Below are 22,481 nucleotides of genomic sequence, written 5' to 3' on the forward strand. Positions count from 1 at the left end.
ACGGCTGGGCTATCGAGGGGCAGTGATTCGCCTCCCCCCTTTTCCGCCCCACGGAGCCCGGCCATGCTGAACCGCCGCCATTTTCTTGCTACTGCGACGCTTGCCGGGCTCTCGGCGCCCGCGATTCTGCGCGCGGAGGCCGGCATCTTCCGCGATTTTCCGTTCGGGCTTGGCGTCGCCGCGGGCGATCCGGCGAGCGATGGCTTCGTCATCTGGACGCGCCTCGCGCCCGAGCCGATGGCGCCGCACGGCGGGATGCCGCCAGTCAACGTGCCTGTCGATTGGGAGGTCTCTCCCGACAGCGGCTTTCGCGAGGTCGTCGCCAAGGGAACCGAACTCGCCCGTCCGGAACTCGGCCACAGCGTTCATGTCGAGGTTGCCGGGCTCCAGCCGAACCGCCCCTATTATTACCGCTTCAACGCAGGCGGCGAGCGCAGCCTGCGCGGGCGGGCGAAGACGCTGCCCCCGGTCGGCGCCAACGTCGATGCGCTGACGTTCGGCGTCTGCGGCTGCCAGCATTATGAATCGGGCTTCTATGGCGCGTACCGTCATCTCGCCCGCGAGGACCTCGCCTTCGTCTACCACTACGGCGATTTCATCTATGAGTATCGGCAGGATTACCTGTTTCCCGACGGTCTGCCCGTCCGGCCGGTGCGCCAATATGCGTTACGCGGACTCCAGGATCTCGGCGACTTCCGCACCGCCTATTCGCAGACATTGTTCGACATCGACATGCAGGCGGCGCGCTCGCAGCACGCGTTCGTCTCCAGCTTCGACGATCACGAGATCCGCAACGACTGGGTCTCGGTTTACGACGACTGGAAGATGGACCTCGACGGCAACGACCCCGACGCGCCGCCGCCCGAAGTCTTCATGCTACGCCGCCAGGCGGCGTTCCAGGCGTGGTACGAGCATATGCCGGTGCGCAAGGCGCTGCTCCCGCGCGGCGGCTTCATCGCGGCGAACCGCGAGCTGCGCTACGGCAATCTGATGGCGATGCAGATACTCGATACGCGGCAGTATCGCAGCAATCAGCCGTGCGGCGACGGCTTCAAGCCGGCGTGCCCCGAAGTGTTTGCCAAGGATGCGCAGGTGCTCGGCAAGGCGCAGGAGGACTGGCTCGCGAAGAATCTCGGCGAAGGCGGCGCGACGTGGAACGGCATCGCGCAGCAGGTGACGATGATGTCGCTCGACCGCCGCCGCCGCGAGGACGAGCCGAAGAAGATCGTCAATCTCGACAGCTGGCCGGGTTACGACGCCCCGCGCGAGCGCATTTTATCGCGTTTCGCGGGGCTCAAAAATACCGTCGTGCTGACCGGCGACGAGCATCAGAATTTCTGCGGCGATCTGGTCCACAGGGCCAAGGTCGTCGGAGCCGAAGTCGTCGCGACCTCAATCTCGAGCGGCGGCGACGGCAGCGACCAGCGCAAGGGCACCGACGTGTTCCTGAAGCTGAACCCCGAGCTCAAATTCGCGAACGACCAGCGCGGCTATGTCGTGTGCGAGGTCGGCAAGGAAGCATGGCAATCGCACTTCATGGTCGTCGACAAGGTGACGACGCCGACCAACACGCTGTCGAAGCGCGCGACCGCGGTGGTCGAGCGCGACGTCGCCGGGATCAAGATGGCCTGAGCCCTTGTCGCGGCGCGGTCATATTTCGGGCATAGCGGCCCGCGCATGATACGCATTCTCCCGCTTCTTCTGCTGCTGTTCGCCGCCTGCCCCGCCCAGGCGCAGGAGGTGCGCAAGCCCGTCACCATCCTGATCTCGATCGACGGCTTTCGCGCCGACTATCGGGAGCGCGGCATCACGCCGACCCTGTCGAAGCTGGCGGCCGAGGGCGCGCACGGCGCGCTGCGCCCGTCGTTTCCGACCAAGACCTTCCCCAATCATTATGCGATCGTCACCGGGAATCGCCCCGACACCAACGGGATCACCGGCAACAACATGATCGACCCGCGGCGACCCGCGGTGAAGTTCAGCCTTGGCGACCCCAAGCAGTCGCTCGATCCCTTCTGGTGGGACGAGGCGGAGCCGGCCTGGGTGACCGCGAACAAGGCCGGCGTCCGCACCGCGACGATGTTCTGGCCGGGCAGCGAGGTCGCGATCCACGAGATACGTCCGCCCGACTGGCTCCGCTACGACGAGAATGTCGGCTATGCGCAGCGCGTCAACACGATCCTCGACTGGATGCGCCGTCCCGCCGACATCCGCCCGGCCTTCGTGACGCTCTATTTCGAGGCGGTCGACAGCGCGGGGCATGAGTTCGGTCCCGACAGCGCCGAAGTGAACGCCGCGATCGCGGAGGTGGATGCACGGATCGGCGATCTCGTCGCAGGGCTCGCTGCGATGGGCCAGCCGGCGCAGCTGCTCGTCGTCGCCGATCACGGGATGCGCGCGATCGACGAAAGCCGCGTGATCCAGCTGGCCGACCTGATCGACCTGCCCAGCATCATCGCGGTCGAGACGGGCCCCTATGCCGCGATCGAACCCGCCGCGGGGACCGACAACCGCGTCTATGACGCACTGCTCAAGCCGCACGACCATATGACGTGCAACCGGCGCGAGGAGCTGCCCGAGCGGTTGCACTATGGCAAGAATCCGCGCGTCGCGGCGATCATCTGCATCGCCGCGCCCGGCTGGTCGATCCTCGCCGGCCCGCCGCAATGGCCGGTCAAGGGCGGCGCCCACGGCTATGACAATCAGGATCCGCAGATGCTTGCGCTTTTCGTGGCAAGCGGCACGCCGCTGAAGGGTGACGTCGGCATCGTCGACAATATCGAAGTCTATCCGCTGCTCATGCGGCTGATCGGCGTCGCGCCGATCCCGGGCGACGCCAGCGGCGCGCTCGTCAAACGCCTGCCGCGCTGATCAGCGCACCACCGCCATCGCGCGGATGGAGGCGTTCGGCGCGTTGACGATCTGGAGCAGGTAGCGGCCTTCGGTCACGTCGAAGTCGACCGTCTTGCGGATTCCCGAGCAAGCGGGGCCGTGCCCGTGGCTGACCGACGTCACCGCCTTGCCGTCGCGCACCAGGTCGATCCACGCCCCCTCGTCGAGCGCGACGGTGAGGCGGCCGGGTTTCTTGACGATGATCGGCACCATGCCACCGAACTTGAACGGATCGGGCTCGCGCGCGGGCGCGATCCAGTAGCTGAGGCTTTCGTACCGGTGGAGCGCGAGCCCGGTGCGCGCGGCCGCCAGCGGCGGCCAGTCGGCAGCACGGGCGTCGCCATAGCCGTAGATGGTCTTGTTCGAACTGTTCCGCGCCCAGCCTGACAGCTCGGGCGGCAGGACGGGTTTGGCGGGGCAGGCGTCGGGCTTTTTGGCCGGGGCAGCCATCACGAAAGGCACCGGTACGGAAGATGCCGCCAATAGCAGTGCGATTGCGAAAGACCTCATCCTATTTCCTTCCGAACAGTTTCTCCACATCGTCCATTGCGAGTTTCACCCAGGTCGGGCGGCCGTGGTTGCACTGGCCCGAATGCGGTGTCACCTCCATCTGGCGGAGCAGCGCGTTCATTTCGGGTACGCTGAGGGTCCGTCCGGCTCGCACCGAGCCGTGGCACGCCATCGTCGCGGCAACGAGTTCGAGCTTTTCGGAGAGGCCGAGCGCGGCGTCATAGCCCGCGAGATCGTCGGCGATGTCGTTGACGAGTTTTTGCATGTCGATCGCCCCGAGCATCGCGGGCGTCGCGCGCACCATGACCGCCGCAGGACCAAAGCGTTCGAGCTCGACGCCGAGCGCGGCGAGCTGCGGCGCGGCGGCTTCGAGCCGGTCGCATGCGGGTTCGTCAAGTTCGACGACTTCGGGCAGCAGCAGCCCCTGCGACGGCACGGCGCGCCCCGCCATGCCGTGGCGGAGCTGTTCGAGCACGAGTCGTTCGTGGGCGGCGTGCTGGTCGACGATCACGAGCCCGTCCTCGGCCTCGGCGACGATATAGGTGTTGGCGATCTGGCCGCGCGCGATGCCGAGCGGGTGCTCGCCGGCCATCGGCGGGGGCGCGACGGCGACCTCGGCGCGCCCCGAGGGCGGCGCGGGCGCCGCCGACGCAAAGGGCACGAGCCGGTCATAGACGCGCGCGACATCCTCGCCCGCCGGCGTGATGTCGGCGCCGAACAGGTGGACGGCGGGCTCGGTGCGGCGGCCGAAGAGGAACCCGGTTGCGGGCTCGGGCGGCGGCACCGGCTCTTGCTGCCACGCCGACAGCGCCGCCTCGGCGGGACGCTGCACGCTACGGAACCCATGCTCGTCGAGCGCGCGGCGAAGCCCGCCGACGATCATCCCGCGAACGAGTTGCGGATCGCGGAACCGCACTTCGGTCTTCGCGGGATGGACGTTCACGTCGACCTCGCTGGTCGGAATATCGAGGAACAGCGCGACGACCGGATGGCGATCGCGCGCGAGCAGGTCGGCGTAGGCGCCGCGCAGCGCGCCGACGAGCAGCCGGTCCTTCACCGGGCGCCCGTTGACGAACAGATATTGATGGTCGGCGATGCCGCGATTGTAGGTCGGCAGGCTGATGACGCCGCCAAGCCGCGCCGCGCCGCGTTCCACATCGACCCCGATGCTGTTCGCCGCCAGCTCGCGCTGGGTGAGCGCGGCGACCCGCGACAGCTGATCCTGTCCGCCCTGCACGTCAAGGACGCGGCGCCCGTCATGTTCGACGACGAAAGCGATGTCGGGGCGCGCCATCGCCAGCCGCTTCACGACGTCGAGGCAGGCGGCATATTCGCTGCGAGGGCTGCGCAGGAACTTGCGCCGTGCCGGAACGCGCGCGAACAGATCCTCGACCAGAACGCGTGTCCCTTTCGCCAGCGCCGCCGGTCCTTCGGCGATCACGGCGCCATTGTCGACCACGCGTCGCCACCCGTCGCCACCGGCAACCCGGCTTTCGAGCGTCAGCCGCGCGACGCTCGCGATCGAGGGCAGCGCCTCGCCGCGGAAACCCATCGTCGTGACGTCCTCGATCGCATCGGTCGGCAGCTTCGAGGTCGCATGGCGTTCGAGGGCCAGCGCCATGTCGGCGGCGGTCATTCCGCAACCGTCGTCCTCGACCTCCAGCCGCGCCATCCCGCCCTCGGCGATTCGCACCGAAATGCGAGTCGCGCCGGCGTCGATGGCGTTTTCAACCAGCTCCTTGAGCGCCGCGGCCGGTCTTTCAACCACTTCACCGGCCGCGATCCGATTTACGAGCTTTTCCGGCAGGCGGCGTATTGACATGGAAGCTCTCCTAGCGCAGTCGGACGCAAATCGCGACCCATCCGCACAGCCTGATCATTTTCTCCAGCCATCCGTTCGGACAGGCCGGACTCTCCCCCTGATTGCTGCTGTTGACGGCGGGACATGCGGAGTCAAAATTCTACGGGGGCACGGTCCATCCTGGACCGGCGGCGCCGATGACAGGAAGCAGTATAGATGTCCTTCTTTTCTCGCTGGCTTAAATTCAATTCCCAAGACATGGCTATCGACCTCGGCACCGCGAACACCGTGGTCTATGTGCGCGGCAAGGGCATCGTGCTCAACGAGCCGTCGGTGGTGGCGGTCGAGACGCTGAACGGCATCAAGCGCGTGAAGGCGGTCGGCGACGATGCGAAGCTGATGATGGGCAAGACCCCCGACAGCATCGAGGCGATCCGTCCGCTGCGTGACGGCGTCATCGCCGACATCGACGTCGCCGAACAGATGATCAAGCACTTCATCACCAAGGTGCATGGCGGCAAGCCCAATGCGTTCCGCAGCCCCGAAATCGTGATCTGCGTCCCCTCGGGCTCGACCAGCGTCGAACGCCGCGCGATCCGTGACGCCGCGTCGAACGCGGGCGCCAGCGAAGTGTGGCTGATCGAGGAACCGATGGCCGCCGCGATCGGCGCCGACATGCCCGTCACCGAGCCGATCGGATCGATGGTCGTCGATATCGGCGGCGGCACCACCGAAGTCGCGGTGCTCTCGCTCCGCGGCCTTGCCTACACCACCTCGGTTCGCGCCGGCGGCGACAAGATGGACGAAGCGATCGTCTCCTATGTCCGCCGACACCATAACCTGCTGATCGGCGAAGCGACCGCGGAGCGGATCAAGAAGGATTTCGGCATCGCGCGCATCCCCGCCGACGGCGTCGGCATGACGATCCACATCAAGGGCCGCGACCTCGTCAACGGCGTGCCCAAGGAAATCTCGATCAACCAGGCGCAGATCGCCGAGGCGCTGTCCGAACCGATCGGCACGATTGTCGAGGGCGTCCGCATTGCGCTGGAGAACACCGCGCCCGAACTCGCGGCCGACATCGTCGACCAGGGAATCGTGCTGACCGGCGGCGGTGCGCTGATCGCCGAGCTCGACGAACTGCTCCGCGACGCGACCGGCCTGCCCGTCACGGTCGCCGAGGATCCGCTGACCTGCGTCGCGATCGGCACCGGCCGCGCGATGGAGGATCCGGCCTTCCGCGGCGTGTTGCAGCAAGCCTGATCGGGTAACGTCGCACCGTGGTCCGCCCGGCACATCGACGTCCGGGGCAATCCCGAAAGGCCCAGTACAGCCTGTTCGTTGCCTATGTCATTGCGGTGACAGGGGCAGTGGCGGGCTTGCTGCTGGCTGTGCTGTCGGTCGTCGATCCCGTCGGCTTCGCTGCGCTGCGCGTCGCGAGCCACGAGGTCACGGCCCCGATCGCGCGCGCCAGCCGGTCGGTCATCGGTTCGATCTCGGGCATCGATGATGCGGTCTCCGCCTATGTCGGTGCAGGATCGCAGAACCGCCGGCTCCGCAAGGAACTCGCCGCGACCCGCCGCCAGCTGGTCGCAACCAGCTCGCTGCAGGAAGAGAACCGGCAGCTCAAGACGCTGCTCAAACTGCAGGAGGCCGACAAGACCGCGATCGCCAACGGGTATCTGCTCACCTCGACCTCGACGAGCAGCAAGCGCATCGCGCTGCTCAGCATCGGGCGCAATCTGGGTGTCGCAGCGGGTCAACCGGTGCGCGGTGCCGACGGTCTGATCGGCCGCATCCTCGGCTCGGGGCCGTCGGTATCGCAGGTACTGCTGATCACCGATATCGACAATATCGTCCCCGTCCGCCGCGCGCGCGATGGCCTGCCCGCGCTTGCCTATGGCCGCGGCAACGGCGATCTCGACATCCGCACGCTCAATATCGCGAACAATCCGTTCAAACCCGGCGATATCCTCGTCACCTCAGGGACCGGCGGCCTCTATCCGCCGAACATCCCGGTCGCGATCGTCATCCGCCGCCAGGACGACGGCGCCCTCGCCCGCCCGCTCGCCGACCCCGCGAAGGTCGACGCGGTGTCGGTGCTTCGCCCCTATACGCCCGACAATGCCGAGGCGCTGCTGAAGCCCGACGCCGACGCGGTGCCGGAGGTTCCGAAGGCGCCATGAACCAGAAAGGGCCGCGTCTCGGCGAACCGGCATCGCTGTGGCGAATGCGCGCGGTGCCGGTCGCCACGGTGATGATCGCATCGGCGCTGCCGCTGATGCTGCCTTTGGTCGCGAGTTCGCCGGTGCTGCCGCCGCTCGGCCTGCTGTTCTTCCTCTGCTGGCAGCTGCTGCGGACGGAGATGTGGCCGGTGTGGATCGGCCTGCCCCTCGGCCTGTGGGACGACCTGTTCAGCGGCGCGCCGATCGGCACGGCCGTATTCCTGTGGACCGCGGCGAGCATCGCGATCGCCTATCTGTCGCAGCGCATCTATTGGCGCGGCTTTTTCCACGACTGGGCGATCGGCGCGCTCCTCGTCGCGCTCGTCCAGGCGATCGCCGCGCTGCTCACCCATCCGCACGCCGAGACCGGGCGCGTTTTGGGCCTGGTCGCGCCGCAAATCATCGTTTCGATCCTGCTCCTCCCGCTCTTCCTTCGCCTCACCGGCAAGTTTGACAATTTCCGCCTGAAACGTCGATAAAACCCCTTCATGTTTGGCAAAAAGAGTCCCCCGATCACCGAAGCCTGGCGCGGCTTCACCTTCACCCGCCGCGCGCTCGTCGTCGGCGGCGCGCAGGCGGCGGTCGGCGTGGCGCTCGCCGCGCGCATGGCCTATATTTCGGTGATCGACAACGAACGCTATGTGCTCGAAGCGGAAAGCAACCGCGTCAATCTGACGCTGGTTCCGCCGCGCCGCGGCTGGATCGTCGACCGGAACGGCAAGGCGCTTGCGAACAACCGCGTGTCCTTGCGCGTCGACATCATCCCCGACCGGCTGCACAACAAGGAGAATGTCCTCGGGCAGCTCCGGACGCTGCTCCGCCTCGACAATGACGCGATGGAACGAATCGAGCGCGACCTGAAGGCCGCATCGGGCTTTCAGCCCGTCGCGATCGCCGAGGATATGACCGAGCAGGAATATTCGTCGATCCTCGTTCACCTGCCGGAACTGCCCGGTGTCGCGCCGCAGCGCGGGTTCGCGCGCAACTATCCGACCGGCGCCGCCGTCGGCCACCTCATCGGCTATGTCGGCGCGCCGACCGCCGAGGAATATGAGAAGGTCAAGGACCCGCTCTACATCACCCCCGGCTACAAGACCGGCAAGGACGGGCTCGAGAAATATTTCCAGCAGATGCTGCGCGGCAAGCCCGGCGCCAAACGCGTCGAGGTCACCGCGCGTGGCAAGGTCGTGCGCGAACTGTCGACCCAGCCCGACGTGCAGGGCAAGACCGTTCACCTGACCATCGACGCCGACCTGCAGGACTATGTCGCGCGGCGCATGGGCCCCGAGTCCGGCGCGGCGGTCGTCATCGACACGCATACCGGCGACATCCTCGCCTTCGTCTCGATGCCGAGCTTCGATCCGAACAGCTTTTCGGACGGGATCAGCAATTCGGAATATAGCTGGCTGCGCGCCGACGATCACCAGCCGCTGATCAACAAGGCGACGCGCGGCCTCTATCCGCCGGGATCGACGCTGAAGCCGATGGCCGCGATCGCCGCGATCGAGCATGGCATCGACCCCAGCGAGCGCCACACCTGCATCGGCGGCTACCGTCTCGGCAGCCGCTTCTTCCGCTGCCTTGGCACGCATGGCAGCCTCGACATGCCGCACGCGATCATGAAAAGCTGCAACAGCTATTTCTACTGGGTTGCCCACCGGCTGGGCTATGATGCGATCGCGCCGACCGCGCGCCTGATGGGGCTTGGCGAGGAATTCCAGCTCGCGGGCAGCAACCAGCGTTTCGGGACGATCCCCGATAGCGCCTGGAAAATGAAGAAATATGACCAGCCATGGTCGGCATCGGACTCGCTGAACGCGGTCATCGGCCAGGGCTATGTCAGCGTGAACCCGCTCCAGCTCGCCGTCATGGCATCGCGCATCGCGTCGGGCCGCCGCCTCTATCCGCGCCTCGTCAACCGGCAATTCAAGAACGAGGCCCTCCCCTTCTCTGCCGAGGCGCTGGCCACAGCACGCGAAGGCATGAACCTCGTCGTCAATGGGCCGGGCGGCACCGCCGGGCGCAGCCGCCTGCCGCTCGATGGCATCGCGATGGCGGGCAAGACCGGCACCGCGCAGGTGCGAGGCCTCAACACCGGTAACGGCAAGGGGGGGACGTGGCGCTTTCGCGACCACGGCCTGTTCATCGGCTTCGCACCGGTCGACAATCCCCGCTACGCGATTTCGGTCATTATCGAGCATGGCATGGGCGGCAGCCGCGCCGCGGCGCCCGTCGCCAAGGACGTCTTAACCTTCATCTACGATCGCGAAAAGGGGATGGAGGCGCTCGAGACCTTCGAGGCCGGCTGGGGCGGCACGATCAAGGAACGCATGGACCGCAACTACGCCGCCTGGAAGGCCGGCATTGCGGCGCCCGATCCGGGCCTCGCCCAATGATCCCGGTTCCACCCGCGATCCAGCGCTTCCCCTGGAAGCTCATGGCGCTTTTGGCGGCTATCTGCGGCTTCGGCCTGCTCGTCCTCTATTCGGCGGCGGGCGGCAACTGGTCGCCTTGGGCGTGGCAGCAGGGTGTCCGCTTCCTCGTCTTTCTGGGCGCCGCGCTCGTGATCGGACGCCTCCCGCTCCGTCTCTTCGAGGATTTCGCCTATATCGGCTATATCGGGGTGCTCGCGCTGCTGATGGCGGTCGAACTGCTCGGCTTCGTCGGCGGCGGCAGCCAACGATGGCTGAACCTCGGCTTCATCAACCTCCAGCCATCCGAGCTGATGAAAGTCGCGATCGTGATCGCGCTTGCACGCTTCTATACGCAGCTACCCCCGGGCAACACGCGCACCTTCACCGCGCTCTGGCCCGCCCTCCTCGCGATCGGCTTTCCGGCGGCACTCGTCATGCTCCAGCCCGACCTCGGCACGGCGCTCGCGATTTCGATCGGCGGCGTCGTGGTGATGTTCGTCGCGGGCCTTCCCTTCTGGTGGTTCGGCAGCGCAGCGGGTGCCGGCGTCGCGGCATTGCCCATCCTCTTCTCGATGCTGCATGACTATCAGCAGAAGCGCGTCCTGATCTTCCTCGACCCCGAAAGCGACCCCCTGGGCGCAGGCTATCATATCAGCCAGTCGAAGATCGCGATCGGTTCGGGCGGGATCGGCGGCAAGGGTTTCCTTAACGGGTCGCAGAGCCATCTCGACTATCTCCCCGAAGGCCACACCGACTTCATCTTCGCAACGATGGCGGAAGAATGGGGACTGATCGGTGGCCTGGCGCTGCTCTTCGCCTTCTTCCTGCTGCTGCGCTGGGGCACGCGCGTCGCGCTCCGTGCCCGGACGCGCTTCGGCCAGCTCACCGCGGCGGGGCTCACGATGACGATCTTTTTCTACATCGCGATCAACCTGTCGATGGTGATGGGCATGGCGCCCGTCGTCGGCATCCCGCTGCCGCTCTTTTCCTACGGCGGTTCGTCGATGCTGACGATCATGACGTGCGTCGGCATCATCCTGGCGATCGAAAACGACAGCAAAACCGGGACACGCCGCTTTCATTGAAGAAAATCTGCAATTGGGCATTGCCAAGCCCGAAACACCATGATAGCGGCGCGCTCTCTTCGCGAGACAGGGAGTTTCCCGGCCCCGCCGAAGAATGCCGAAACCGGCATGTGGACGCATAGCTCAGTTGGTAGAGCAGCTGACTCTTAATCAGCGGGTCCTAGGTTCGAGCCCTAGTGCGTCCACCATTTCTTTCCTTTACTATTAAACGACTTAGGTCGGTGCCGGTCACGAGCCTGAGCCTTGGCGGCTCCGAACTGTCACCATTTTTGTGACCTCCGGGCGAAACCGCGAATGAAGGGCTTCTTCTGCTGCCCTCCATCCCGGAGGACCGGAACAGCGGCGACGCATTCGTGGCGCGGCGGCTTGGCAGCGGCCGCTCGTTGCCGGCTATTGCATCCCTATCCAGCATGGATACAGCCCCGCCTTCACGGCCCGACGGATCGTGACGGCGGGGGCACGGTGGCACAATTCGCCGCGGCAAGGTTGGAAGGCCGCACCCCCTCCCCGCCACCTCCCGCGAAATCGTGGTCAGTGCCGGCCGAGTTCGTCGCGGCCGACGACCATGTAATGGACCTCGTCGGGACCGTCGGCGAAGCGCAGATGGCGCACATCGGCATAAAGCTCGGCAAGCGGGGTCCAGTGCGAGATGCCCGTCGCGCCGTGGATCTGGATCGCCTGGTCGATGATCTGGCATGCGCGCTCGGGGATCATCGCCTTCGCCATGCTCACCCAGACCCGCGCCTCGCGGTTGCCGAGCAGGTCCATCGCCTTGGCGGCCTTGAGCACGATCAGGCGCATCGCTTCGATATCGCAGCGCGCTCGCGCGATGACTTCCAGATTCTTGCCGAGCTGCGACAGCGGCTTGCCGAAGGCAGTGCGCGAGTTGCCGCGCTTTACCATCAGGTCGAGCGCGACCTCGGCCTTGCCGATGGTACGCATGCAGTGATGGATACGGCCCGGCCCCAAGCGCATCTGCGAAATCTCGAACCCCCGGCCCTCGCCGAGCAGAATATTCTCGCGCGGCACGCGGACATTGTCGAACCGCATGTGCATATGTCCCTGCGGCGCATGGTCGGCGCCGAACACGCGCATCGGGCCGAGAACCTTCACCCCCGGCGTATCCATCGGCACCAGGATTTGCGAATGCTGGCCCTTCCGCGACGCCTCCGGATTGGTCTTGAGCATACAGATGAGGATTTTGCAGCGCGGATCGCCGGCGCCGCTGATGAAATATTTCTCGCCGTTGATCACCCATTCGTCGCCGTCGAGTACCGCGCTCGTTTCCAGATTGCTGGCATCCGACGAGGCGACGCCGGGCTCGGTCATCACATAGGCCGAGCGGATTTCTCCGTTGAGCAGCGGCTTCAGCCAGCGCTCCTTCTGGTCGGGCGTGCCGACCATTTCGAGCACTTCCATATTGCCGGTGTCAGGCGCCGAGCAGTTCAGCGATTCCGATGCGAGCGGCGACTTGCCGAGTTCGGCCGCGATATAGGCATAGTCGAGGTTGCTGAGCGGCGTTCCCGTGTCGCCGTGAGGGAGGAAGAAGTTCCAGAGGCCCGCGGCCTTTGCCTTGTTCTTCGCCTCTTCGAGCAGTTCGAGCTGGCCCGGCGCCCAGCTCCAGCGATCAGCGCGATTCTCGCCCAAACGGAAGAATTCTTCGGTAATCGGGTCGACATTCTCTGCGATATGACGTTTCACAGCGTCGAAGAGCGGCTGAGCATCCTTCGACATACGCAGGTCGTTGAGTTCGGCTTGAAGTTCGATTTCGGTCATGGACGGCTCTCCGCTGAAGCTGGCGCGATGCTAGTCGCGCTCAATCATCGATCAAAATGATAGGTCGGAATATATGGTATTCGTCTGACGAATAGTCAGTCGGGCTTGGCCATCTCGTCGATGATGATCCTGCGTAGCCATTCGAGCGCCGGGTCGGCCTGCGCCGCCTGATGCCAGTAGAGGTAGGTTCCGCCCCGATCGACCGGCAGCGGCAGGTCGAGAAGTTGCATCGGCCACACCGCGTCGAGCACCTCGGCATGCGAGCGCGGCAGCGAATAGAGCATGTCGGATCCGGCGATGATCTGCCACGCGGTAATCGCATGTTGGCAGCGCACGGCTACCCGGCGGCCAAGCCCCATCCGCTCCAGCGCCATATCCTCGATCCCCGGGCCGTGCGGACGCGCCGTCGCGACGACATGATCGAGCGCCAGATAGGTATCGAGGTCGATCGCGCCATCGACGCGCGGATGGCCCTTGCGTGCGACGACGACGAGCGGCTCCGTGCCGAGAAAGTGGCGGCACAGCCGCTCGTCGGTCGGAAGCGCAACATCGAGCGCGAGGTCTAGATCACCGTTCGCAAGCGCCGTCACCAGGTCGCGGCGGCGGAAGGTCACGCTGGCGAGCGCGACGTGCGGCGCATCATGCCGTACGCGGCCAACCAGCGACGAGAAGCGCGGCATTTCGCCCGACAATCGGACGCCGATGCGGAACTCGCGCGTCGACTGCACCGGATCGAAGGATGCCGCCGCATCGAGCGCCGCGTCGAGCCCGCGCAGCGCCTCGCGCACCGGCCCGGCGATCGCGCGCGCCGCGGGTGTCGGCACGAGCTTGTTACCCTGCCGTACGAACAGCGGGTCGTCGAAGGCGTCGCGCAGCTTCGCGAGCGCGTGGCTGATCGCGGGCTGTGACAGGTTGAGGTGGCGCGCGGCCGCCGATACGCCGCCTTTGGAATGGATCGCGTCGAATATCTGCAGCAGGTTAAGGTCGAAGCGTGCCAGCCGCCGCATTATTTCACCTGCCGTTTCTCGAGCTTCCGCGCCAATGTGCGACGATGCATCCCCAGCCGCCGCGCGGCCTCCGAAATGTTGAAATTTGCCTCGACCAGCGTCTGATGGATATGTTCCCACTCGACGGTCTTGATCGACGACGGCCTGGCATCGAGCGGCGCATCGACGTCGCCTTCCGCCCGGTCGAACGCCGCTTCGATATCGTCGGTGTTCGACGGCTTGGCGAGATAATAGGACGCCCCCAATTTGATCGCCTCGACCGCGGTCGCGATGCTGGCGAAGCCGGTCAGCACCACGATACGCATAGCGGGATCGACTGCGCGCAGCATCTGGACGCAGGCAAGCCCCGAAGCATTGCCGAGTTTCAGATCGACGACCGCAAAGCCCGGCTGCCAGTCGCCAAGCAACGCCTTCGTCTCCTCGGGACTCGACGCGACCCGCACCGCATAGTCGCGCTTTTCGAACGAACGCTTCAGCGTCCGCGCGAAGACATCGTCATCCTCGACGATCAGCAGTTGCCGCCGGCCACTCACACCGACTCTCCTTCGGCGGCGACCGCCGACAGCGGCAGGATCACGCGCACCACCGCGCCGCCGGCATCGCGGTTGGCGACGCTGGCGCTGCCGCCAAGCTTGCGCAGCACATTGACGAGCAGGAACAGTCCCAGCCCGCCGCCCGGCCGCCCTTTTGTCGAACTATAGGGTTGGCCGAAGCGCTCGATCATCTCGTCGTTGAATCCCGGCCCGCGATCCGAAATCTCGATCACCGCCATACCGCCGTCGCGCGACGCGGTGAGGGCGATCCATTCGGGCGAGACTTCGGAGGCATTGTCTAGCACATTACCGATCACCTGCCGCAACGCAGGGTCCGAGATGATCGCGAGGTCGGCACCGAACAGGTCGTTGAATTCGACCGTCCCCGGCATTCGCCCCGCCCGCGCCTCCTCGACCAGGGCGGTCAGAAAGGCGCGCATCGTCGTGACCTGCGGCGCCTCGCCGCGTGCCTCGCCCGCCGACATCAATATGCCGCTGACGATCGCCTTGCAGCGCCGCACCGCCGCATCCATGTCGGCCAGATCCTGTTGCAATTCGGTATCGCGGGCGATCGCCGGCGCCGTCTTCCAGTCACCGATCAGCACCGACAAGGTCGACAGCGGGGTGCCGAGTTCATGCGCCGCGCCCGAGGCGAGCAATCCCATGCGCACGATATGGTCCTCCTCCACCGCACGCTGGCGACTCGCGGCGAGCGCAGCGTCGCGCTCGCGCAAATTGCGGCTGATCCGCGTCACGAACGCGACGAGCAGCACCGCGATCAGCAGGAAGCAGACGAGGCTGCCCTTGAGGTAGAGCCCCATCGGATCGGCGGCATAGGAAGGGGGCAGCAGGAGCGGCGTCGGGTCGACCGCAAGCACCCCGATGGCCGCCAGTGCCGCGACCACAATCGCCCACGACGATGCCGGGGTCAGCAACATCGCGCCGATCACGACCTGCAACAGGAACAGCGAGGCGAAGGGATTGGCCAGACCGCCGCTGTGATGGAGTTGCCAGCCAAGCGCTGCGACGTCGAAGAGCAGCACGGCCGTCAGTTCGGCGTTCGTCACCGCGCGCCCGCGGCGGAGCAGGGTGAGACTGGCGAAATTGATCGCGATCAGGACAAGGACTGCAGCGAGCAGCGGCGCCCGCTGAAGCGAAATCCCCATCGGCCCGGTCACGATACCGATCGTCGCGAGTTGCCCGCCCACGGCGAGCCAGCGGAGCTGGATCAGCAGCGCCATGTTGCGGCGGCCGGCATTCGCTTCGGCGGGGGCCTCGGCCGCCACGGTCGGCAGGGTTGCGGTACTGGTCATCAATCCCGGATACGCCACAGCCGCCACGCAAAAAAGAGGCTGAGCGCGCAAAGCGTGAACCATGTCAGCGCATAGACCAGGTGATTGTCGGGAAAGCGGACGATGGTGAGCCCGCCCACCGGGTAGCCGCCACGGTTGGGCGCGCCATCGGCATCGACGAAATAGGGCGCGGTCTCCCCAAGCCCCCTCGCCTTCGCGATCGCTGCGACGTCGCGCGAATACCAGCGGTTCGCGGCGGGATCGTTCGTGCGCAGGAAGGCACCGCCCGGTTCGGTGACGCGGAGCAATCCGGTAACCTCGACCTCGCCGGGCGGATTGCCTGTCGCTCGCGCCGCGGTTGCTTTGCGGTCCTTCGGCACAAAGCCGCGATTGACGAGCAAGGTGAAGTCCGGCGTCTCCAGTGGCGTCAGCACCCAATAGCCCGCGCCGCGCTCCGTAACCGCCTGCACCAGGGTTTCGCGGTCGTGAAGGAAGCGCCCGGTTGCGCTCACGCGCCTATAGGCGTCGTCCTTCGCATTGATCGTCGGCCATCGACCTGGACCGGGCGCCGCAACCGGCGGTGCATGAATGCGCGCATCGACCGCCGCGACCAGTTCATGCTTCCACGCCCGCCGTTCGACCTGCCAGATACCGAGCGCCGCGAGGCACGCCGCCGCAACCAGCGCCGCGGCGGCGAAGGCCGCCCGGCGGGCGCGCGTCACGGCAATTGGCTCACATCGTGCGGCGGCATCATGTTGGTGTTGAGATGGTGCATCACCCACAGCGAGCCCGCGAGCATGATCACCACGACGATGATCGTGAAGGTCAGCGAAGTGATCGACCAGCCGCCCTCGGCCTTTGGCGACATGTGAAGGAAGAAAATCATGTGCACGACGATCTGCACCGCCGCGAACGCCATGATGATCGCCGCGGTTGCTCCCGCCGAGAACGGCCGCTCCATCACCAGCCAGAAGGGAATGGCGGTCAGGATCACCGACAGGACGAAGCCGATCACATAGTCGCGCATCGACGCGTGCGGCAGCTCGATCTCGTCATGACCGGCGGCGTGGGGATCGGCGCTCATCGCAGCACTCCCATCAGATAGACAATGGTGAAGACGCCGATCCAGACGACGTCGAGGAAATGCCAGAACATGCTGAGGCACATCACGCGGCGCTTGTTCGCGGCGATCAGACCATGCTTGCCGAGCTGGACCATCAGCACGACCAGCCAGACGATGCCGAAGGTGACGTGCAGCCCGTGCGTGCCGACCAAAGTGAAGAAGCTCGACAGGAAGGCGCTGCGCTGCGGCGTCGCGCCGATCTCGATCAGATGATGGAACTCGTAAAGCTCGATGCCAAGGAACGCGAGGCCGAACAGACCCGTGATCGCGAGCCAGAGCTGGACGCCCTTCACCTTGCCCTGCTGCATCTGCAGCACCGCAAAGCCGTAGGTGATCGACGAGAAGAGCAGCATCGCGGTGTTGAGCGCGACGAGCGGCAGGTCGAACAGATCCTTCGGCGCCGGGCCGGCGGCATAATTGCCGCCGAGCACCGCGAAGCAGGCGAACAGGATCGCGAAGATGAGGCAGTCGCTCATCAGGTAGATCCAGAAGCCCAGCATCGTGCTGTGCCCCTCGGGATGGGCGTGCTCGTCGAGGTCGTAGAACCGGACAGGATCGCCCGCAGTGACGGTGTTTGCGCTCATCGGATCAGGCTCCGGCCGCCAGCTGGCGGGTGCGCGCCTCTTCGACTGCGGCGACCGTGGCCGCCGGGATGTCGAAGTCGCGCTTGTAGTTGAAGGTGTGGAAGATCGCATAGGCGATGGTCGCGGCGAAGCTGGCGATCACCAGCCACCAGATATGCCAGACCAGCGCAAAGCCCATCGCCAGGCAGAAACCGGCAAGGATGATCCCCGTCCCCGTATTGCTCGGCATATGAATATCGCGGAAGCCGCCGACCGGGCGTTCGTGCCCGCGCGTCTTCATATCGTGCCACGCATCGAGATTGTGGATCACCGGCGTGAAGGCGAAATTATAGTCGGGCGGCGGCGAACTGGTCGCCCATTCGAGTGTGCGGCCGTGCCAGGGGTCGCCGCTGTTGTCGACCAGTTCCTGTCGCTTCCAGATGCTCACGCCGAACTGGATCAGCATCGCGGCGATTCCGCAGGCAATCACCCCCGCACCGATCGCGGCAATGACGAACCATATCTGGAGACTCGGGTCGTCGAATACGCGCATCCGCCGCGTCACGCCCATCAGGCCAAGAATATAGAGCGGCATGAAAGCAAGCCAGAAGCCGACCACCCAGCACCAGAAGCTGACCTTGCCCCAGAAGACGTTCAGCTTGAACCCGAAGGCCTTCGGCCACCAATAGTTGATCGCCGCGAAAAGCCCGAACAGCACGCCGCCGATAATCACGTTGTGGAAATGCGCGATGAGGAACAGCGAATTGTGCAGCACGAAGTCGGCGGGCGGGACAGCGAGCAGCACGCCGGTCATGCCGCCGACGACGAAGGTCAGCATGAAGGCGATCGTCCACATCATCGGCAGTTCGAAGCGGATGCGGCCGCGGTACATGGTGAAAAGCCAGTTGAAGAGCTTCGCGCCCGTCGGGATCGAGATCACCATCGTCGTGATGCCGAAGAAGCTGTTGACGCTGGCGCCCGAACCCATGGTGAAGAAATGGTGCAGCCAGACGAGGTAGGACAGGATGGTGATGCACACCGTCGCATAGACCATCGACGTGTAGCCGAAGAGCTTCTTGCCCGAGAAGGTCGAGGTGACTTCGCTGAACACGCCGAACAGCGGCAGGATCAGGATATAGACCTCGGGGTGTCCCCAGATCCAGATCAGGTTCACATACATCATCGGCGAGCCGCCGAGATCGTTGGTGAAGAAGTTCGTGCCCGCATAGCGGTCGAGGCTGAGCAGCGCGAGCGTCGCGGTCAGGATCGGGAAGCTCGCAACGATCAGAATGTTCGAACAGAGCGAGGTCCAGGTAAAGACCGGCATCTTCATCAGGCCCATGCCCGGCGCGCGCAGCTTCAGGATCGTCACGATCAGGTTGATGCCCGACAAGGTCGTGCCCACCCCCGCTATCTGAAGCCCCCAGATATAATAATCGACCCCCACATTGGGGCTGTAGGCGATCCCCGACAACGGCGGATAGGCAAGCCAGCCGGTCTGCGCATATTCGCCGACGAACAGCGAAATCATCGTCAGCGCGGCGCCCGCGGCAGTCATCCAGAAGCTGAAATTGTTGAGGAACGGAAAGCTGACGTCGCGCGCGCCGATCTGCAGCGGGACGATATAGTTCATCAGGCCGGTGATGAACGGCATCGCCACGAAGAAGATCATGATCACGCCGTGCGCGGTGAACACCTGGTCATAGTGGTGCGCGGGCAGATAGCCCTCGGACCCGCCGAACGCCATCGCCTGCTGCAGGCGCATCATGATCGCGTCGGCGAAACCGCGCAGGAACATGATGAGGCCAAGGATCATGTACATGATCCCGATGCGCTTGTGGTCGACGGTGGTGAACCACTCCTTCCACAAATAGCCCCACAGGCGATATCTGGTGATCAGGCCGAGCACGACGAGGCCGCCGACGGCGACGCCGAGGAAGGTGAAGATCAGGATCGGTTCGTGCAGCGGCAGCGCCGCGAGCGACAGCTTGCCGAAAATGGGGTCGGTTGCTGGAAGCGGGGTCGGGGTCATGACAATCTCGGCTGCCTTCAGGACATCGGTCGGGGGGTGGAGGTATTCAGCGCCGTGCGCTCGGCTTCGCCCGGACGCGAGAGCCCCTCGCCCTTCAGCGGCGCCGGGTTCACCGGCCTGGCGTCGGGGCGGTCGGCCGACTTCATCTGCTGGCTGCACAGCGCCGCGACATAACGCACGCTCCAGCCCGCGAGGCTGCCGGTGCCGCGCGCGGCGAACTTGTCATAGGCGACCGAGCGGACATTCTGGATGCCCGCAATGCCCGCGCCGCCCCGGGCGTCGATCGCCATCATGTCGTGCATGCACATCTTGCCGGGTTCGACGCACATGTTGACCACCGCGTCGAAAAGCTGCGGGTCGACGGTGGCGAAATGGCGCACCGGCTCCTTCTCGCTGGGCACTTCGAGCTTGAGATAGGTCGCGCGATCAAGGCCGCCATCGGTCGACGCCTTGGCATCGGCGACCCATTTGTCGAAATCGGCGGCCGGCAGGCTCTTCACCGCGAAGCGCATATGCGAGAAGCCGGCGCCCGAATAATTGGCGGAAAAGCCTTCATACTCGCCGGTCTTGTCGAAAATTCCGTGCAGCTTCGTTTCCATGCCCGGCATGGCATAGATCTGCCCCGCGAGCGCCGGGATGTAGAAGCTGTTCATCACCGACGAGGCCGAGATGCGGAAGCGCACCGGACGATTGACCGGCAGCGCCAATTCGTTGACCGTCGCAACACCCTGTTCGGGGTAGATGAACAGCCATTTCCAGTCGAGCGCGACGACATTGACGTCGAGCGGCTTGGCGTCGGCCGCGACGACCCGTTCGGGCGTCGTCGCAAGCGGGCGATAGGGATCGAGCAGGTGCGTCGCGACCCAGGTCAGTGCGCCGAGGCAGATGATGATCAGCAGCGGCGCCGACCAGATGACCAGCTCGAGCTGGGTCGAATGGTCCCAGTCGGGCTTGTAGGTCGCCTCCTTGTTGTTCGCCCGGTAGCGCCACGCAAAAAAGATCGTCAGCGCCATGACCGGAACGATGATCAGCAGCATCAGCACGGTCGAAATGACGATCAGATTGCCTTGCTGGCGCGCGATGTCGCCCGCGGGGTCAAGGACGACCAGACCGCAGCCCGAGAGCAGCGGCAGCGCGGCAAACGGCGCAAGCCGCCGGATCCGGGCGAAGGAACGAGGGAGATTGCTTGGCATGACGCGCGCCTAGGCCTCCTTTGTTGCACTGCACATAGGACATTTTGTCCAATCCCGCGAGCGCCGATCATCGCGCAGGGGCAATTTCATAACGGGCGCTTTTGCCCTATGATCGACTCGCGCCGCAAACCGGCGCCAGCAGCAGGACGCCAACTATGTCTGCCGAAACCGCGCCCTCGACGACCCCGGCCGAACGCGATGCCCGCGCGCTTCACACCGACGGCCATCCGATTTCTCCCGCCGAAATCGCCATCGGCGTCATCATAGGCCGGACGTCGGAATTTTTCGACTTTTTCGTTTACGCCATCGCGTCGGTTCTGGTGTTTCCCAAGCTGGTGTTCCCGCATCTCGATCCGTTGGAGGGCACGCTCTGGTCGTTCGCGATCTTCTCGCTCGCCTTCCTCGCGCGCCCGGTCGGCACCTTCATCTTTTCGTGGATCGACCGGACTTATGGCCGCGGCGCCAAGCTGACGATCGCGCTTTTCCTGCTCGGCGGCTCGACCGCGGCGATCGCGTTCGTGCCGAGCTATCATTCGGCAGGCATCGGCGCGGCGCTGCTGCTCGCGCTGTTCCGCATGGGCCAAGGCGTCGCGCTCGGCGGATCGTGGGACGGCCTCGCCTCGCTGCTCGCGGTCAACGCGCCCGAGGGCAAACGCGGCTGGTATGCGATGATCCCGCAATTGGGCGCACCGCTCGGCCTGATCGTCGCGAGCCTGCTGTTCATGTTCCTGATCGCCGCCCTGCCTGCCGAGGATTTCCTCGACTGGGGCTGGCGCTACCCCTTCTTCGTCGCCTTCGCGATCAACGTCGTCGCGCTGTTCGCGCGGCTGCGAATCGTCGTGACGCCCGAATATGCCGAACTCTTCGAGGATCGCGAACTCGAACCCGCGACGATCACCGACACGGTGAGGTCGGAATGGCGGGTCATCGCGATGGGCGCCTTCGCGCCGCTCGCGAGCTTCGCGATGTTCCATATGGTGACGGTGTTCCCGCTGTCGTGGGTCTTCCTGTTCACCGAGGAAACGCCGATCCGCTTCCTTATGATCGAGGCGATCGCGGCGGTGGTCGGCGTGCTGTCGATCATCGCCTCGGGGTATCTCGCCGACCGTATTGGCCGCCGCACGCTTCTGGGCGGCACGGCGGCGGCAATCGCGGCGTTCAGCGGGTTCGCACCGCAACTCCTGGCGGCGGGCGAGGCCGGCGAAGCGGCATTCATGATCCTCGGCTTCTTGATCCTCGGCCTGTCGTTCGGCCAGTCGTCGGGGGCGCTGTCGTCGAATTTCTCGCCGCGCCATCGCTATACGGGTTCGTCGCTGACCTCGGACCTCGCCTGGCTGTTCGGCGCGGGCTTCGCGCCGATGGTCGCGCTGTGGTTGTCGAGCGAGTTCGGTCTGCTTGCGGCAGGCGGCTATCTGCTCTCCGGCGCGATCGGCACGCTCGTCGCGCTGTGGCTCAACCGCGAACTGGCGCGCACGATTGACTGACGGGTCCAAGACACGAACCGCCGGCGTCGTCCTCGCCGGCGGCCGGTCGGAACGCTTCGGCAGCGACAAGGCGGCGGCGCTGTGGCGCGGGCGATCGCTCGTCGACTGGTCGGTCGCTGCGCTGGCGCAGCATTGCGACGTCATCTTCGTTTCGGGACGCGATCATCCCGCGCACGTCCGCGTGCCCGACCGGCCGGAACCCGGCCTCGGCCCGCTGGGCGGCCTTGCCGGAGCGTTGTTCGCGGCGCAGGAACAGGGCTGCGACCGCATCCTGTCGCTCCCCTGCGATACCCCTGACATTCCGCCGGATCTGCTCGACAGGCTCTGCGCGCAGGATAAAGCCGCATATGTCGATTCCTGCCCCGTGATCGGCATCTGGCCAGTCGCCGACGCGGCGCGGCTCGAAGGCTGGCTGGCGTCCGGGAAGCCGCGTGCAATGCGCGCCTGGACCGATGAAATCGGCGCCATCCCTGTCTCCGCAGGCGGTCGAATCGTCAACGTCAACCGCCCCGCCGATCTCGCGCATCTCGATCGCCGCTGACCGGTTGCCA

The 22,481-nt window shown here is 65.6% G+C and carries 20 protein-coding genes and 1 tRNA gene; 10 read left to right on the forward strand and 11 right to left on the reverse strand.

The annotated features are described in order from the left end of the window. The first annotated feature begins 63 nt into the window (after positions 1 to 63). The gene (locus tag QOL79_RS10440; protein WP_283419559.1) at positions 64 to 1,632 is read left to right on the forward strand and encodes an alkaline phosphatase D family protein; all 1,569 of its coding nucleotides are present in this window, start codon (positions 64 to 66) and stop codon (positions 1,630 to 1,632) included. A 45-nt stretch (positions 1,633 to 1,677) separates the two neighbouring features. Then, positions 1,678 to 2,871, forward strand: coding sequence for an alkaline phosphatase family protein (locus tag QOL79_RS10445; RefSeq protein ID WP_283419560.1), 1,194 nt, complete (start codon positions 1,678 to 1,680; stop codon positions 2,869 to 2,871). Here the strand turns inward: QOL79_RS10445 and QOL79_RS10450 are convergent, their stop codons facing one another. Both QOL79_RS10450 and mutL read right to left on the reverse strand, forming a co-directional pair. Next, positions 2,872 to 3,402 carry a hypothetical protein gene (locus QOL79_RS10450; RefSeq protein WP_283419561.1) on the reverse strand — a complete coding sequence of 177 codons (531 nt, stop codon included), beginning with the start codon at positions 3,400 to 3,402 and terminating at the stop codon, positions 2,872 to 2,874. 1 nt (position 3,403) lies between these two features. After that, on the reverse strand, positions 3,404 to 5,224 hold the full coding sequence (gene mutL / locus QOL79_RS10455) for a DNA mismatch repair endonuclease MutL (protein WP_283419562.1): 1,821 nt from the start codon (positions 5,222 to 5,224) through the stop codon (positions 3,404 to 3,406). A gap of 195 nt (positions 5,225 to 5,419) precedes the next feature. Here mutL and QOL79_RS10460 point away from each other — a divergent pair, with 195 nt between their 5' ends. The 6 genes from QOL79_RS10460 to QOL79_RS10485 all read left to right on the forward strand — a co-directional run bounded on the left by QOL79_RS10460 (position 5,420) and on the right by QOL79_RS10485 (position 11,115). Then, positions 5,420 to 6,466: a rod shape-determining protein gene (locus QOL79_RS10460; protein ID WP_058456604.1), complete on the forward strand. Its 1,047-nt coding sequence runs from the start codon at positions 5,420 to 5,422 to the stop codon at positions 6,464 to 6,466. Positions 6,467 to 6,483: 17 nt separating this feature from the next. Beyond that, entirely contained in the window at positions 6,484 to 7,389 is a 906-nt protein-coding gene (gene mreC / locus QOL79_RS10465; RefSeq protein ID WP_058456603.1) for a rod shape-determining protein MreC, read from the forward strand. After that, complete coding sequence (mreD, locus tag QOL79_RS10470) at positions 7,386 to 7,907, forward strand: rod shape-determining protein MreD (protein ID WP_204993042.1); 522 nt, start codon at positions 7,386 to 7,388, stop codon at positions 7,905 to 7,907. Before mreC ends, mreD begins: the two co-directional genes overlap by 4 nt. 9 nt (positions 7,908 to 7,916) lie before the next feature. Next, positions 7,917 to 9,824, forward strand: coding sequence for a penicillin-binding protein 2 (gene mrdA / locus QOL79_RS10475; protein ID WP_058456601.1), 1,908 nt, complete (start codon positions 7,917 to 7,919; stop codon positions 9,822 to 9,824). Beyond that, positions 9,821 to 10,927 (forward strand): rod shape-determining protein RodA, encoded by a 1,107-nt coding sequence (gene rodA, locus QOL79_RS10480; protein WP_058456600.1) that lies wholly within the window; start codon positions 9,821 to 9,823, stop codon positions 10,925 to 10,927. The genes mrdA and rodA overlap by 4 nt, the downstream gene beginning before the upstream one ends. A gap of 112 nt (positions 10,928 to 11,039) precedes the next feature. Continuing rightward, a tRNA-Lys gene (locus QOL79_RS10485) sits at positions 11,040 to 11,115 on the forward strand. 343 nt (positions 11,116 to 11,458) lie between these two features. Here the strand turns inward: QOL79_RS10485 and QOL79_RS10490 are convergent. From QOL79_RS10490 to cyoA, 9 genes are all read right to left on the reverse strand, one after another. Then, entirely contained in the window at positions 11,459 to 12,703 is a 1,245-nt protein-coding gene (locus tag QOL79_RS10490; protein WP_283419563.1) for an acyl-CoA dehydrogenase family protein, read from the reverse strand. A 95-nt stretch (positions 12,704 to 12,798) separates the two neighbouring features. Continuing rightward, the gene (locus QOL79_RS10495) at positions 12,799 to 13,710 is read right to left on the reverse strand and encodes a LysR family transcriptional regulator (protein ID WP_204994184.1); all 912 of its coding nucleotides are present in this window, start codon (positions 13,708 to 13,710) and stop codon (positions 12,799 to 12,801) included. Then, the gene (locus QOL79_RS10500; protein ID WP_204994185.1) at positions 13,710 to 14,243 is read right to left on the reverse strand and encodes a response regulator transcription factor; all 534 of its coding nucleotides are present in this window, start codon (positions 14,241 to 14,243) and stop codon (positions 13,710 to 13,712) included. The genes QOL79_RS10495 and QOL79_RS10500 overlap by 1 nt, the downstream gene beginning before the upstream one ends. Further along, entirely contained in the window at positions 14,240 to 15,556 is a 1,317-nt protein-coding gene (locus QOL79_RS10505) for an ATP-binding protein (protein ID WP_283419564.1), read from the reverse strand. The genes QOL79_RS10500 and QOL79_RS10505 overlap by 4 nt, the downstream gene beginning before the upstream one ends. Beyond that, positions 15,556 to 16,257 (reverse strand): SURF1 family protein, encoded by a 702-nt coding sequence (locus QOL79_RS10510; RefSeq protein ID WP_283419565.1) that lies wholly within the window; start codon positions 16,255 to 16,257, stop codon positions 15,556 to 15,558. The genes QOL79_RS10505 and QOL79_RS10510 overlap by 1 nt, the downstream gene beginning before the upstream one ends. Further along, positions 16,254 to 16,619 (reverse strand): cytochrome o ubiquinol oxidase subunit IV, encoded by a 366-nt coding sequence (cyoD, locus tag QOL79_RS10515; protein WP_282947697.1) that lies wholly within the window; start codon positions 16,617 to 16,619, stop codon positions 16,254 to 16,256. The genes QOL79_RS10510 and cyoD overlap by 4 nt, the downstream gene beginning before the upstream one ends. Beyond that, positions 16,616 to 17,242, reverse strand: coding sequence for a cytochrome o ubiquinol oxidase subunit III (cyoC, locus tag QOL79_RS10520; RefSeq protein ID WP_282947695.1), 627 nt, complete (start codon positions 17,240 to 17,242; stop codon positions 16,616 to 16,618). Before cyoC ends, cyoD begins: the two co-directional genes overlap by 4 nt. A gap of 4 nt (positions 17,243 to 17,246) precedes the next feature. Then, positions 17,247 to 19,253 carry a cytochrome o ubiquinol oxidase subunit I gene (gene cyoB, locus QOL79_RS10525; RefSeq protein WP_283419566.1) on the reverse strand — a complete coding sequence of 669 codons (2,007 nt, stop codon included), beginning with the start codon at positions 19,251 to 19,253 and terminating at the stop codon, positions 17,247 to 17,249. A 17-nt stretch (positions 19,254 to 19,270) separates the two neighbouring features. Continuing rightward, positions 19,271 to 20,446 carry a ubiquinol oxidase subunit II gene (gene cyoA, locus QOL79_RS10530; RefSeq protein ID WP_283419567.1) on the reverse strand — a complete coding sequence of 392 codons (1,176 nt, stop codon included), beginning with the start codon at positions 20,444 to 20,446 and terminating at the stop codon, positions 19,271 to 19,273. Positions 20,447 to 20,601: 155 nt separating this feature from the next. On the opposite strand from cyoA, the gene QOL79_RS10535 reads away from it, so the two are divergent. Beyond that, positions 20,602 to 21,930 (forward strand): MFS transporter, encoded by a 1,329-nt coding sequence (locus QOL79_RS10535; protein ID WP_283419568.1) that lies wholly within the window; start codon positions 20,602 to 20,604, stop codon positions 21,928 to 21,930. Further along, positions 21,923 to 22,471 carry a molybdenum cofactor guanylyltransferase gene (gene mobA, locus QOL79_RS10540; protein ID WP_283419569.1) on the forward strand — a complete coding sequence of 183 codons (549 nt, stop codon included), beginning with the start codon at positions 21,923 to 21,925 and terminating at the stop codon, positions 22,469 to 22,471. The genes QOL79_RS10535 and mobA overlap by 8 nt, the downstream gene beginning before the upstream one ends. Positions 22,472 to 22,481: the final 10 nt, after the last annotated feature.

The sequence above is a fragment of the Sphingopyxis sp. Geo48 genome (assembly GCF_949769155.1).
GTDB lineage: Bacteria > Pseudomonadota > Alphaproteobacteria > Sphingomonadales > Sphingomonadaceae > Sphingopyxis.

Bases quoted from the DNA above. Each gene is read 5' to 3' on its own strand.
- QOL79_RS10440 (WP_283419559.1), top strand. From the start codon at position 64: ATGCTGAACCGCCGCCATTTTCTTGCTACTGCGACGCTTGCCGGGCTC.
- QOL79_RS10445 (WP_283419560.1), top strand. From the start codon at position 1,678: ATGATACGCATTCTCCCGCTTCTTCTGCTGCTGTTCGCCGCCTGCCCC.
- QOL79_RS10450 (WP_283419561.1), bottom strand. From the start codon at position 3,402: ATGAGGTCTTTCGCAATCGCACTGCTATTGGCGGCATCTTCCGTACCG.
- mutL (WP_283419562.1), bottom strand. From the start codon at position 5,224: ATGTCAATACGCCGCCTGCCGGAAAAGCTCGTAAATCGGATCGCGGCC.
- QOL79_RS10460 (WP_058456604.1), top strand. From the start codon at position 5,420: ATGTCCTTCTTTTCTCGCTGGCTTAAATTCAATTCCCAAGACATGGCT.
- mreD (WP_204993042.1), top strand. From the start codon at position 7,386: ATGAACCAGAAAGGGCCGCGTCTCGGCGAACCGGCATCGCTGTGGCGA.
- mrdA (WP_058456601.1), top strand. From the start codon at position 7,917: ATGTTTGGCAAAAAGAGTCCCCCGATCACCGAAGCCTGGCGCGGCTTC.
- rodA (WP_058456600.1), top strand. From the start codon at position 9,821: ATGATCCCGGTTCCACCCGCGATCCAGCGCTTCCCCTGGAAGCTCATG.
- QOL79_RS10490 (WP_283419563.1), bottom strand. From the start codon at position 12,703: ATGACCGAAATCGAACTTCAAGCCGAACTCAACGACCTGCGTATGTCG.
- QOL79_RS10495 (WP_204994184.1), bottom strand. From the start codon at position 13,710: ATGCGGCGGCTGGCACGCTTCGACCTTAACCTGCTGCAGATATTCGAC.
- QOL79_RS10505 (WP_283419564.1), bottom strand. From the start codon at position 15,556: ATGACCAGTACCGCAACCCTGCCGACCGTGGCGGCCGAGGCCCCCGCC.
- cyoD (WP_282947697.1), bottom strand. From the start codon at position 16,619: ATGAGCGCCGATCCCCACGCCGCCGGTCATGACGAGATCGAGCTGCCG.
- cyoC (WP_282947695.1), bottom strand. From the start codon at position 17,242: ATGAGCGCAAACACCGTCACTGCGGGCGATCCTGTCCGGTTCTACGAC.
- cyoB (WP_283419566.1), bottom strand. From the start codon at position 19,253: ATGACCCCGACCCCGCTTCCAGCAACCGACCCCATTTTCGGCAAGCTG.
- cyoA (WP_283419567.1), bottom strand. From the start codon at position 20,446: ATGCCAAGCAATCTCCCTCGTTCCTTCGCCCGGATCCGGCGGCTTGCG.
- QOL79_RS10535 (WP_283419568.1), top strand. From the start codon at position 20,602: ATGTCTGCCGAAACCGCGCCCTCGACGACCCCGGCCGAACGCGATGCC.